This is a genomic window from Paenibacillus sp. MY03, assembly GCF_002165585.1.
Lineage (GTDB): Bacteria > Bacillota > Bacilli > Paenibacillales > Paenibacillaceae > Pristimantibacillus > Pristimantibacillus agaridevorans.
Map to the genome: position 1 here is coordinate 42,818 of NZ_MXQD01000062.1, position 13,392 is coordinate 56,209.

9 protein-coding genes are annotated in these 13,392 nt (G+C 53.6%); 3 read left to right on the forward strand and 6 right to left on the reverse strand.

Going from position 1 to position 13,392, the window contains the following annotated elements:
* Positions 1-745 precede the first annotated feature (745 nt).
* The 3 genes from B1748_RS38145 to B1748_RS32295 all read right to left on the reverse strand — a co-directional run bounded on the left by B1748_RS38145 (position 746) and on the right by B1748_RS32295 (position 3,682).
* Positions 746-880 carry an S-layer homology domain-containing protein gene (locus tag B1748_RS38145; RefSeq protein WP_373271318.1) on the reverse strand — a complete coding sequence of 45 codons (135 nt, stop codon included), beginning with the start codon at positions 878-880 and terminating at the stop codon, positions 746-748.
* A 115-nt stretch (positions 881-995) separates the two neighbouring features.
* Complete coding sequence (locus tag B1748_RS32290) at positions 996-1,796, reverse strand: undecaprenyl-diphosphate phosphatase (RefSeq protein ID WP_087572083.1); 801 nt, start codon at positions 1,794-1,796, stop codon at positions 996-998.
* 158 nt (positions 1,797-1,954) lie between these two features.
* Positions 1,955-3,682, reverse strand: coding sequence for a bifunctional diguanylate cyclase/phosphodiesterase (locus B1748_RS32295; RefSeq protein ID WP_087572084.1), 1,728 nt, complete (start codon positions 3,680-3,682; stop codon positions 1,955-1,957).
* 219 nt (positions 3,683-3,901) lie between these two features.
* Between B1748_RS32295 and B1748_RS32300 the strand changes: the two genes are divergently transcribed.
* The gene (locus tag B1748_RS32300; protein ID WP_087572085.1) at positions 3,902-5,608 is read left to right on the forward strand and encodes a hypothetical protein; all 1,707 of its coding nucleotides are present in this window, start codon (positions 3,902-3,904) and stop codon (positions 5,606-5,608) included.
* 12 nt (positions 5,609-5,620) lie between these two features.
* Positions 5,621-6,109: a hypothetical protein gene (locus B1748_RS32305; RefSeq protein ID WP_087572086.1), complete on the forward strand. Its 489-nt coding sequence runs from the start codon at positions 5,621-5,623 to the stop codon at positions 6,107-6,109.
* A 70-nt stretch (positions 6,110-6,179) separates the two neighbouring features.
* Here B1748_RS32305 and B1748_RS32310 read toward each other — a convergent pair whose 3' ends face one another.
* From B1748_RS32310 to B1748_RS32320, 3 genes are all read right to left on the reverse strand, one after another.
* Positions 6,180-7,460, reverse strand: a complete 1,281-nt coding sequence (locus B1748_RS32310; RefSeq protein ID WP_306299353.1) for a molybdopterin-dependent oxidoreductase — start codon at positions 7,458-7,460, stop codon at positions 6,180-6,182.
* A gap of 48 nt (positions 7,461-7,508) precedes the next feature.
* Positions 7,509-10,643, reverse strand: a complete 3,135-nt coding sequence (locus B1748_RS32315) for an ATP-binding protein (protein ID WP_256976079.1) — start codon at positions 10,641-10,643, stop codon at positions 7,509-7,511.
* Positions 10,644-11,022: 379 nt separating this feature from the next.
* The gene (locus B1748_RS32320) at positions 11,023-12,153 is read right to left on the reverse strand and encodes a Gfo/Idh/MocA family protein (protein ID WP_087572087.1); all 1,131 of its coding nucleotides are present in this window, start codon (positions 12,151-12,153) and stop codon (positions 11,023-11,025) included.
* Positions 12,154-12,306: 153 nt separating this feature from the next.
* Here B1748_RS32320 and B1748_RS32325 point away from each other — a divergent pair, with 153 nt between their 5' ends.
* On the forward strand, positions 12,307-13,209 hold the full coding sequence (locus B1748_RS32325) for a helix-turn-helix transcriptional regulator (RefSeq protein ID WP_087572088.1): 903 nt from the start codon (positions 12,307-12,309) through the stop codon (positions 13,207-13,209).
* Positions 13,210-13,392 lie beyond the last annotated feature (183 nt).

A 13,392-nucleotide genomic window follows, 5' to 3' on the forward strand; every position in this document is an offset into this window, starting at 1 on the left:
TGCCAGTGGAAAATCGATGCAATGCCGACGTGATGACCGTTTTTTCAATTGCCATTTTCGGATGCATAAAAACGCCTGAAAAATGTTGATTTTTCATCTGCATTTACTGAGTAGACGCACTGTTTCGCAATTTAAAAAGACGAATGAATCGGTGTAATCCATCCAGGTTTTCAACCGCATAACATCAGTTCCCGGCTTAAAGAAGCGCATACAAAATGGCATTAAAACGGCTAGCAAATGTACATATATTCCTCTTCCGCCTTAATTTTATCGACATTTTATTACCCGTAGAGTCATACAACATAACATATATCTACAATCATGTTCATATTCAACTTATATACACTTCATACAGTACGTTATCTAACGCCATTTGTTCGTTTCTGCAAAACAAATTTACTATTTTCTTCCCAAAAAAACAAAAAAAAACGTCCCTGGAAAGCTTCATTAGCCCGATTGGGCCTGCATCCTGCCTGTTTTGACGTCTGTTCTCGCACATTTTGTTCCGACAATTGCCACAATTGCGGCCGGCTTCGGTTGCCGTTTTAGAGGGTGATTTATATTGGAGCCATATGCGTTACTAACGCCTATGGCTGCTAATCAGTGTTACTTTCCGGTCCATCCGTTTTTAACGCCTACAGCTGCTCGTTCGCCTACTTTTCGGAGCCATAAGCGTTACTTACGCCTATGGACGCTAATCAAAGTTACTTCACGAACCATCGGCGTTTCAGTCTGGTATGTCGCATCATTTCCTCAGCATCGTAACCATCTCTGCTCGATTGATTCGATCGTTCGGACGAAGCGTGCCGTCTGCGTAGCCGGAGATAATACCTGTTTCCGAGGCAGCTCCAAGATTTTGCAAGCACAAGAAATGCCACAAAATTGATTATTGCTGCACAAAAAAAGCACACATACGCCGCACACCTTATAACAAAGTGTTGCATGCATGTGTACTTTCATTGGAAAACTACGTTAAGTTGTACCTGATAATACTGTTATCTCATGACAAACAGATAGAACAGAATAGCGATAACGAACCGGTAGATCGCGAACCACTCCAGACGGAGCTTCTTGATCAGGTTAAGGAAAGTCACGACGGCGACCATAGCGACTACGAATGCTGCAATAAAGCCGATAAGGAACAGCAGCAGATCATCCGAGGTCAGCATGTCGCGGCTGTCATACAGATCCAGTACCGTCGCTCCAAGCATGACGGGAACCGAGATCATAAACGTAAAGTCCGCGGCAGCCTTCTGGCTTGTCCCTAGCAGCAAGCCGCCAGAGATTGTAGAACCGGAGCGGGAAAAGCCGGGCCACAGCGCCAGACATTGGAAGAGGCCGATGCCAAGCGCCTGCTTGTACGTAATGTCGTCCGTCTCTTCGGCGGTGATCTTACGTTTTACCCGCGCCGCGATGATGAGCAGTATGCCGCCGGCAACGAGGCTGATGAGCACCGGACCGGATCCGAACAGCACGCTTTTGATAAAATCATTAAACAACAAGTACACAATCAGTGCCGGAATCATCGCCAAAATCATATGTATGACGTTCAGCTTCTTTTTCTTGAAGTCGAGCTTAACCATATCCTTAAGCATCGACATATACCGTTTCCAGTACAGCAGCAGAACCGCCATTACCGCGCCAAGCTGAATCACGATCATGAAAGTCTTCTTCGCTTCCCCGTCAAAGCCTAGCAGGTCGCCGGTCAAAATAAGATGGCCCGTGGACGAGACCGGCAGGAACTCCGTCAGTCCTTCTACAATACCCAATATAATCGCATTAATAAAATCCTGCATGCCATAACTCCGCCTTTCACTACAGTCTGCCTCTTGCCTGCCAAAATCCCAAACTCTATTTAGAGGTTGTTCAACACACGTATTATTAGTTTAGTTGAAGAACGGGTCAATAATCAATCGAAAATGAATGACAGAAAGCTTACAATATTGTAACCCGTTTAGTTTTTATCGGACTTAAAAGCGCCTTTAAGCAGCTCCGTCATGTCATCCGTCGGCAGCGGCCTGCTGTAATAATAGCCTTGTACGTTAAAGCAGCCCTGCAGCTTCAGCAGTTCTACTTGCTCTCCCGTCTCCGCTCCTTCGGCAATAACATCCATTCGGAGGATGCGCGCCAGCTCGATTATCGTTCGGACGATGGCCAAATTCTCCTCAGAGCTTGTTATGTCCTGGATAAAAGAGCGGTCAATCTTAAGTGTATGCAGCGGGAGGCGCTTTAAGTAGCTTAAGGACGAGTAGCCGGTGCCGAAGTCGTCCATCGCGATAGAAATGCCGCGCCGCTTAAGCTCGCCCAGCGTCGCCAGCGTATGCTTCTCATCCTGCATGGCTATACTCTCCGTCAACTCCAGCTCGACATATTGCGGATCAAGCCCCGTCTCGCGCAGCAATGCCGTGACGACCTCGATGAAGTCCTGCGCCTGGAATTGCAACGCGGAAATGTTAATCGCAATCTTGACGGGAGGCAGTCCTTCCTCATGCCACGCCTTGAGTTGCTGGAAGGCCGTTCTCATCACCCAATTTCCGATCGGCACGATCAAGCCCGTGGATTCTGCCACCGGGATAAATTCCGCTGGAGATACGAGCCCCACGCCTGCCCGATTCCATCGCACCAACGCCTCCAGCGTCGTAATCCGACCGGTTTGCGAGTGGTATTGCGGCTGATAATGGAGCAAAAACTCTCCTCCCGCCAGCGCCTCTCGCAGCCCCTTCTCCAGATCAATCGTCTGCTCGAAGTCCCTTCTCATCTCCCACGAGAACGTTCTGACCGGGTTCGAATTGTCCTGCTTCGCCTGAAGCATGGCTGCATCCGCATACTTCAGCAGCGATTCCGGATGCTCTCCGTCATTCGGGAAAGCGCTAATGCCGATGCTTGCCGTAATAGAAGCTTCATAGTGTTCCAATTGGTAGGGCTCGGACAGCCGGGATACAATCTTTTCCGCCATTTGATAGGCTTCTTCTACATAAGTATCCGGAAGCAAAATCATGAACTCGTCCCCGCCGAGCCTGGAGGCGATATCCTTCGGACGAATGCATGCCAACATCCGCTCCGCAGCCTGCTTGAGCAGCAAATCCCCGTACGAGTGGCCAAGCGAATCGTTTACGAACTTGAAGCGGTCCAGGTCGATACACAGAATCGAGACGCTGCGATTGTCCGGCTTAGCCCTCTCGATGGACTGCTTCAGACTTTGCTGGAGACTGTCCCGGTTAAACAGCCCTGTCAACGTGTCGTGATAAGCAATATGCCGGATCAGCTCCTGATCGCGTTTATGCTCCGTGATGTCCGTGCGGATCGAGACATATTGATAGGGCTTATTATTTCTCATAAACGGCACGATGAAAGTTTTTACCCAGTAGTGCGATCCATCCTTCGCCCGGTTCTTGACCTCGCCGGACCACACCTCGCCCGATGCGATCGTCGCCCACATTTCCCGAAAGAACTGCTTGCTGTGATAACCCGAATTGAGAATGCGGTGCGTGTTGCCGATCAACTCGTCATGGCTGTACTTCGACAGCTCGCAAAATTTATCGTTGGCATATGTAATAACGCCGCTAGCATCCGTCATGGCTACAATTGAGGATACGTCAAGCGCGTATTTGATCGCGGCGAGTTCTTTGATGCTGCTGGATATCCCGCTGTTGCCGTCGTCCAGGGAGTATGTGCTATTCAATTCGGTTTCGCCTCTATCCTCTGTCTTTTTTCGTTTCTATGTTGTGTTCTATATATTTTCCCACTAGACTGCCGTTATTTCAATCTCTTTCACACAACCCTGCTCGCAAAGTATTGCCTAGTGCCAAAGGACCAGGATTATGCTACTATATAATTGTCTAATCTAGCACGGAATGGTAAAAAACGAAGATAGATTCCCACTTAGCAGAGGGTGTTTGCAATGGCCGAAACCGCCGATCACGTGCATCAATCCAAATCCACCGCATCTCCTGCCCCCGCGGGGCGCAGCGCAAGTACGCCTCAAGCAGCTCCTGGACAAGCCTTGTCGAACTTCAGGCAAGGCAGCATGTCGCCTGCCGACGTCATGCAGTTGCAGCGTTCCTCCGGCAATCAGGCAGTTCTGCAGCTGTTCCGGGATCGCAGCGCGGCGGCCCCGGGCACGCAGGCTCCGATTCAACGGCAGATCACGCGTCCCGGCAATATGTTTCAATCCACACGAACTCCGGCGGCTGCATCGACCGCAGCAACGCCTGCCGCTTCGATAGCCGCCCCCTCGACTGCCGCTTCGGCAACGCCGGTCGTCGAGACGCCCGCTCGGGCAGAGTCATCGGCGTCTTCCCCGGCCGCCGACGTCCCGGCAGTCCGGACACCGCCGAATCTGCAAGGCCGAGGCGGCTATGGCGAGGTCTACGGCTGGCTGAAGGCGCAGGCCTCTTCCTCCAAGAAGACGGATCTGTTCGGCTTCTTTGATACTTTAAGTCCGGAACAGAAGATGAGCGCCATCCGCGCGATGGCGGGCAGCGCGAGAGCGATCTCCGTCGACGCCGTCAAGAAAACCATGATGTCCGGCTTCATCAGCAAGTCCGTCGAATGGGACAAGTTCTCCGTTATTGTTAGGGAAGCGAAAAAGATCGACACCACCAACTACAATGCCGATCAGGATCGCGACTACGCCAGCTACGCGGCGATCGGTACATCCAGCGCGGCAGGCGGCGTATCCGGCTCCTCCACGATCAGCCAGACGCTTGGCGCGGCCGGCGCCAAGGGCACGGCTCTCGTCTCCGCTCCGATAGCGGGAGGGCTGGGCGGCGTTGCCGCGGTGTCGCAAATCTATAATGCGAGCCAAAATTATGACGGCGCGCTCAGCGCAGCCGGCAAGGCGCAGGTCGTCGCGGGCGAAGGCGCCGGAGGAGCGGCTGACCTGGCGAGAGTTACAGCGGGCACGGTCAACAGCGTTAGACAGGTATCCGGCATGGCGCTCAATGGCGCGGCTACCGCGGCTGCCGGCGCCGGCGCAATTATTGGAGGCGCGGCTTACATGGCGGGAGGCGCGGCCGGCTATATCGAAGGCCGACGCAATGTCAAGCGCATGGGCGAAGTCGAAGAGCGGCTGGCCGGGCAGAGCGGAGAGCTTGCCGAGCAGCAGCGGCTCGCGGCCGGACTCGGCAAGTCCACGCAAGAGATGAACAAATCCAAAAGCGGCATGACCGCTGTCAAGGGCGCATTGATGGTCGCGGGCGGAGTAGCATTGATCGCAGCAGCGGCATCTCCTGCCGGACCAATCCTGATCGCGCTTGGCGCGATTTTGGGCGGAGTCGCGGCAATCGTGAAGTTTTACAAGAAACACAAAAGGAAAGAAGCGTTTGTGGACAAGGCGCTTAAAGTCGATGAAGCCATGGCCTCGGAGACATACAAGGGGCTTGCCAGAGACAAGGTTCGGCAGTCGTTGCTTGAGAAGCACGGCTTCAACAGCTTGGGGCAATGCTACAATCAGCTCGTTACCGACCTGGCCGGCATGCTGTATGAGAGCGGGGTCGTGGGAGACGATCAGGAGAGCCGGGCGATTATCGAAAACATCGGCCTCAAGATCGACAAGGCGAAAAAGAAACCGGGCAAAGATCTGATCGCCAAGAAATTGCATACGTAGAGGAGAATCGCCATGACCGAGTCATTATCGTTCGCCCGCTCCGTGCTGGGCGGCCTGCACGACTATTACGGCAGACACGGCATCGCCGCCAAGCTGGCCGAGCCGGACGACGAGGCTCCCTATGCCTCGCTACTGATCCGATTCGACGAGATCGGCTCCGGCAATGAATCGGTGCTGCTGGAGATGAGCTTCCTTCCAGGATTAGAAGAAGCAGAGCAGGCCGGCGTCTATCTGCTCCAGACGTTCGCCGTACTCCGGGACCGGACGGTCCAGGATCGCTATACATCCTTGGTACAAATATGCGCGAGCCTCAATCTTACGCTCCCGATCGGCGCTTTCGGCGTTTCGGAGCCTGGAGGAGCCTTATACTTCAAGCATAACTCCATGCTGCGGGCAGAATGGTTGGAAGGAGAGTCGGGCGTTCAGCATCTTGATCGGGTCAATGGCCTGGCGCTTCACCAGCTTCACCTATACTCGGATACGCTTATAGCCGAAGTCTGACATAATAACGGGGGTGTCCGAGGGTCGATAAGACTCTGCGGACACCCCTATTTTTTAGGTATCGGCTTTCCTACACCCACGCCTCGTTCGCATAACCGCGCTGCTCCCAATACCCGATATGTTCCCCTTCGATGAGCTCGATCCGGTTAAGCCACTTGACCGATTTATAGGCATACATACCCGGCATGATAAGCCGTACGGGTCCGCCTAGATCGCTCGGAATCGGCTTTCCATCGTGCATGACGGCAATCATCGCATCGTCCTGGGCCAGCTGCTCCAGCGTAATGCCGCTAGTATAGACACCGTCGCCCGAGTAGAAGATCGCGGACTTTGCCTTCCCCTTTACGCCAGCCAGCGCCAATATCTCCTTGACCGGGATACCCTCCCATGTGTTGTTATAGACCGACCACCCCGTCACGCAGTGGAAATCGCTAACCTGCACCGTTCGCTTAAGCTTAACGAACGTATCCCAGTCCCATTCCAGCGGCTTGTCTACGAGTCCATCGATGCGCAATGACCAGTTCTCATTATTGAACGAAGGGATGGGCGTCACCGTGTACACGCGGAAGCTGCCCTGCGCTCCTCCGCCAATGGGAGGCGCCGAGTCTGGAAGAGGCTCCGGCGCAGGCAGCATTACGTTCGAATCGTTTTGGATCAATTGCTCCATGTTTCTGCCATTACCCGCGCTGCCGAGCTGATCGCCGAACCACTTCAGGAAGGACGGACCGACAGTCACCGCAAGACCGGCGCCTATTGCGCCGCGAATGAACGCGCGGCGCGTATATAACGGCTGCGGGGCCGCCGGATGGTAGACGTCCCTCTCTGTCGGCGGCGGCCCAATGGTGCGTCGATTGGAGTCTTTGAGCCAACGAGCTCTCGACAAGGAATGATAGATGATATAAGGCAAGCCGATCCACGTCAGGAGATCGTGAGTTACGAGCGAAGCGTTCGACAAGCGAGGTCCTGCCAGCTTGAACTGCCAGAGGATAACGCCTGACAGCAGCCATCCGAATAGAAAGGTTAGCACGATATAGACGTTAAGCTTCTGAATGGGCTTGCCCTTCAGCCTCCTCCAATGCTTGCCCGCAAGCACGAGATAATAGGCAATAGGCAGCACGGAGGCGATTCCGACGGCGATATGAAACCACTTGAGCCAGACGCGCCCTTCGCCAAGGACGCCTCGCCAGAAGCCTCCCAACAGAACAAGGCCGGACAAGGCCAGCAACAGGACGATCCACCCATTCCAGGCATGGATGGAGACAAGCTTCTTGCCATACCCTTGACGCAGCTTTTTCAACAGTCCACTCATACTGGCATCTCCGCCCCCCGAAGGTTCATCTTCTGCTTTCATTGTACCGTAATGCTCCCACAACGCGAAAGACCAGCTTCGCGAGAGCGCTCACTCCCCTGGCTGGTCCTTCTTCTGCTGTTCCATCGGGATTGCGAAGGACACCGTCGTGCCAGTCCCCGGCACGCTGACGATAGTCAGGCCTTGCCGGTAACGCTGAGCAAGCCGCCGGTTCGTATTGGCGATGCCAATGCCGCCCGTGCCGCCGAAAACATGCTGAAGCAGATTGTCCGCATCTTGCTGCGTCATCCCCTTGCCGTTGTCCTTCACCTCGAACAACGTATCCTGCCCCCGCCGGATGATCCGGATGACAACCGTGCCTCCTTCCGCGCGACTCAGCGCCCCGTGCTTGACGGCGTTTTCTACGATAGGCTGCAGGCTAAGCGGCGGCAGCATGAGATCGATGTTCGCGTCGATCTCCCACTCGACGGACAACAACGACCCAAATCGTTCTTGTTCGATGTATAGATAGGAGCGAACAAGCTTCAACTCATGAGCGAACGGCACCATTTCCCCCGCGTTCAGGAAGTTAAAGCTAATCCGCAGATAGGATGTAAAAGCTTCTGCGAGCTTCCTCATCTTGTCCGGGTCGATATCGCTTAAGGCCAGAATGGAATTTAAGGTGTTGAACAAAAAATGCGGATGAATCTGCGCCTGCAAATAAGCGGCCTCCAGTCGCAGTCTCTCCGTTACGGAACGCTTAAGCGTCATTAGCGACCAGACGCGGTATTTCAATTCCAGCGCGTCTACAGGCTTGGTCAGATAGTCGTTCGCTCCAGCGGAAAAACCCGCATAGATATCCGCCTGTTGGCTTCTCGCCGTCAGGAGCAGTACAGGCAGCTCGGAGATGGAATACCGCTCCCTGATCGCTTTGGTCAATTCATAGCCGGACATGCCCGGCATCATGACGTCGGAGATGACGAGATCCCACTGGCCGTTCTCCAGCAGCTCCAGCGCTTCAGAAGCGTTTGCCGCTGTTGTGATGGTATAAGAATCATTGCCCAAAATGCCAGCCAACACTTGAAGATTGACCGGATCATCGTCGATAGCGAGAATGTTCTGCTTCACGCCATGCGTTCCCATTTCAGGCGGAGCCAGCTCTATCCAGCTGCCGTTCTCCTCAGGTGCCAGGAGCGTACTCTCTCCCGCCCCCAATACATGATTCCATGGCTGCGCCGCCGCATTGGGATCTCCTGTGCCATCCGGCGACTGACTATCTGCGAGAGGCAGCGAGAATTGGAATTCCGTCCCTTTCCCGGGCCGCGAACGAGCGGTAAGCGTTCCTCCATGAAGCTCCACAAGCTGCTTGCAGATGCCGAGACCAAGCCCGATGCCTCCGTTGTCCGAATGCCCTTGCTCATACGGGAGGAAGACGCGGGCAAGCGTCGCTTCGTCCATGCCGGCCCCGGTATCCGTTACGCTAACGACGGCTCGTCCCTGAACGATCGCCGCTTCGACGAAGACCTCGCCTTTTTCCGTATATTTAATGCCATTATGAATAAGATTGAACAGAATCTGGGCAAGCCGCTTTTCGTCCGCCATGACGACCGGGAAGGAGTCCGGTATTCGCGAAGCCAGCTTGACGGGCTTCTGCTCGACAAGATAGCCCAACATGCCGATAACGCCTTCCGCGATGGATTGCAACGGGATCGGCCGCATCTGGAGAACGACATGTTTGTCCTTTAAACGCACGAGATCCAGCAAATCCTCTATCAAATGCGACATACGCCTGCCGATCGTAATGAGCAGCTCCATATCCTTGTAGCTTCTGTCCTCGATCGACTGGCGTTCCCTTAGAGCAACCGTCTGGGCGATATTAATAATGCCGTGGATCGGCGTCCGAAGCTCATGCGACGTGTGCGCAAGAAATTGGTCTTTCAGCTTGTCCGACTGCCTGAGCTGTTCATTAAGCTTCGCGTTCTCGGCCGCATTGCGGAAGTACAGCTTGAACCAGTAAGAAGAGAAGCCGATGATGGCCGCAATAACATCGAACGGATAATATTCCGTGTAATTCATGCCATACGTATTAAGAAGCCCCCACACGATGCTGGATATGACGCCGATCGCAGACAGCAGCAAAAAGATAGCGCCGCTGTGGTTATTTACCACCATTTTGCCTATGAGGTATAGGAACCAGACGACAGGCACGACGTAGAAGAACAAGCCTACGCGGAGGCTCGACAAATAATGAACCGTGTCGATTGGCAGCACCATAATCGTAATAACGTATGCCGCGAACAGCCACGAGAATAAACGAAACAATCGTCCGTCCGACACGCTCCCCGAGAAGATTCGCGTCAGCATCAACATGAAATACGTCAGCATGACATAAGAAATGCTTCCAAGCTTCACCACCCAGGTGTAGTTGACGGGCAGCCAGTGCAAAATAAGCTTGTCATGGATTGTAATGATAGATAGCGCAGATGAAAGCATCATCATGAAAAAGACCAGAAACGCGTATTGCTTGCGATTGAAGATATATAAAATGATGGCGTAAATGCCATGCAGCATCAAAATAACGAATGTCATCAGTTGAAAGCCGATGGAATACCAGCGTTCTCCGTCGATCGCCGCTTGAGAGCCGAAGCGGATCGGAACTACGATTCCGCCGCGAACCGGGTTGTCGTAATTGGAGACGCGGATCAGCAGCTCGATGGAGTCCTTTCCATCGTCGTTGGAGTAGGTTGCGGTATAAGACCAGCGACTGGGCTTGTATTGATCCTTGCTTAAGCCGAGTTGTCCGAATGCCGACTGGGTCTCTCCATTTACGACAACCTGCGAGGCGGCCTCGATTCGTTTGATCCAGAAACCATACGTCTGCTCGGGCTGCTCTTTAAGCAGAATGGTCAGCTTATACGTGCCGGAGCCGTATGCCTCTCCGTCAGGCATGGCCTCTCCCCAGCTTCCAGGCACTGGCACATACCGGGGTTCGCCGACAGGCGTTCCTTCCAGCTGGCCAGGGTAGAATGCCCATTCGCCGTCAAGCAGCATGGAGGGGGATTGTTCGAAGTCCCACTGTCCAAGATCGATGACACCTTGTTGAATCGGAGGATGCTCCGGAATAGGATTCCATTCTTGCCATAACCATCGAAAGCCCAGCAGAAGTCCGAGGAAAAGTATCGTCAGCATAGCGGATTTTATTAGCGGGTAGTCTCGTAAAGTTTTCATACAGCTAAGATTCGACATCAGGAGCGTTACTCCTTTATACGATTACGGTAACGGGCCCTCGTAACCCCATACCGCCTCAAACCAGCAATATTCTGCTACTTCGCAGGTGCGATCTCGGGCTGACCGCAGCCGCAGACCGTATGCTGAATGTCCGGGATGCGAACAACCGAGTCACCGGCTCAGGCATGCAAATGTGCAGAATTTCACGCGCAGCTTCAAGCAAGTTGGCGTAACGCCTGGTGAGTATAGCAAAAAACAAGGGGGCTGTCATTTTGGGACAGCCCCCTGTTCTATGCTCCGTTCCGATGAGGAGGCATGCCTTGCGGCATCCGATAACTCCCCTCCCCCGGCTTTCGTCCTGCGCCAGCAGTACGCGCTAACCGGATGGGACGACGTTTTATGGCCATTCCACGTTCTGGAACGTATTCGTCTCGGCGGACTCGTTTGCCTTCAAGCAGAGCAGCGCGCTCAGCAAGCCGTCGCCCAGCGTCGTCTGCGAGCGCTCCTTGCCCCGGACGGTCTGCAGGAAATTGTTCACGAGTATCCCGTCTCCGCCGCCGTGTCCATCCATCGCATTGACATCGATGGCATGCGTCTCCACCCGCGCCTCATGATGCATATAGACCTTAAGCTCATTCGTATACCAGTCGAACTCCAACGTTCCCTTGTAGCCGAGCAAACGGGCGCCGCGCCTTGCCGCTCCCCTGCGCGCAAAAAAATTCTGAGAATAGTTGACATGCATGCCCGTCTCGTAACGCAGCAACGCCCCGCCAGAATCTTCGTTGCCTGTATCTTCCGCAAAACTGCAGTAGTCATCCCCATGACGATTATGCGGCTTCAGTGCGCTTTCCTCGCAGGTTCTATTTTCCTCGCAATTTGAGCATTTCAATCCTGCCGGCTTCGTTCCCGTAAAGACCCGCTTCGACTTCATCGCGCATACGGCAATCGGCTTAAGTCCGATGAGATAGTTGATATAGTCGAAGTCATGCGTCGCCTTTTGCAGAAACAGTCCGCCCGTAATGCGCTCGTCTCTGTACCAAGAATGATAATACACGCCTCCGTACGGGACGTTGTTAACCGCTTGTACATGCTCCACCGTACCGATCTTCCCGGAATCGATAATTTCCTTGGCCAGCCTGACGAGCGGCGTATTGCGGAGCGGGAACGAGACGACTACCTCCGACCGGGAAGCCTCGTATCCTGCTTTGAGCCGCGACAAATCCTCGTAAGTGGTTGCGACCGGCTTCTCCAGATACAGCGGCAAATGCCGGCGAAGCACTTTAAGCGCCATATCCGTATGAAGGTCGCAGCGCGTTCCGATAATAATGCCGTCTAGCTCGCAAGAATCCAGCATTTCGTCCGCATTGTCAAAAAATTGCGTATGGCGAGCTTCCTCTCCAAGCCTGGTCTTTAGTTCATCGCGCTTCGGATCCGCTATCGCAGCGATGCTGTAACCTAACTCCTCCGATTGAAGGGCGGGAAAAATACTGCTAACCCGTAGTCCGTAACCGATTACTCCCAATCTCATGTTCCGCACCTGGCTTTCCGTAGTTTGAATCGAAAAACTTATTGATTATCGATTAATTACCGAAATAATAACATGGATGATAACGGAAGTATTTGCTTGAATCAGTTCATTAGTTGTATATTATCGATATAAATTTGCGAGGAGGATTGCCTCATGGACCTGTACTTGCAAAAGAATCGCTCTTCCGACATGCAGGATATGAATCCCAGCGTCCACTGGGCACAGCATCAATGGGTGCCTCCCGTTCTGCTGCCGGCAAGAAGAATTTACGATTTCGAGATCATGTATGTTTATTCGGGAGAAATGCGCGTCCATTTCCCTCTGTCTAACGACACAGATACTTATCTGCCTGGCGACCTGTTGTTCCTCCATGCCGCCATGCCTCACCGCATCGAAACTCGGGCTGCCGATAGAACGCATCTGCTCGGCATCCATTTTGATTTCTTCGATGATTTCGAGATCTCTCCCGAACTGTTTGTCGATGTCGATGAAAGGAATGTGCGCAACGACCGATTTTGCCGGCCGCCGCTTGACAGCGAAGGGAACAACCTCTTTGCCCGTCGCTATGCTTCCGTGCCCGAGGACATTGTCCGCTTGATGGAGAAGGTTTGCGAGGAGTTTACACAGGAGAAGCCGGGCTTCGGCGCGGCTTGCAAGGGAGGCATGCTGCTGATTGCGACCGCTCTGTCCAGATTGCTGCCGATCCCGGCGCGGACTGTTCCCCAGGCCTATCAAGACGCGTTCAAGGAGCTGACGGAGGAGATTGCCCGCGCTCTACACTTTCCTTGGACTAGCGACATCATGGCTAATCGCCTGAACGTAAGCCCGGATTATTTCATCCGACTGTTCAAGAAGCATTACGGGACGACCCCGGGGCAATATGTCAGCAGGCTTCGCCACCAGGAGGCCAAGCGCTGTCTGAGGGAAAGCGATCTGAAAATCGAGCAGATCGGCCTGCTTATCGGATACGAGGATTTGCATCACTTCAGTCATGCGTTCAAGCGATGGCAGGGCGTCTCCCCTCGCGAATATCGCAAAATGTCCTCCCTCTTGTAGCGCCAACAACAAATTCGTCCCGACGGGTGCTAGGGAACAACCTCACCCTGATGGATGATTCGATCGCTCCGTTGTGCGAGGGTGTCCTTCTAACGGACAGGAGCGTCGCTATTCTTCGATTAGCTGATGTTTCTAAAATCTAACAGACACACGGAGGCTGTCTATTCATTGTGAAAAACTGAA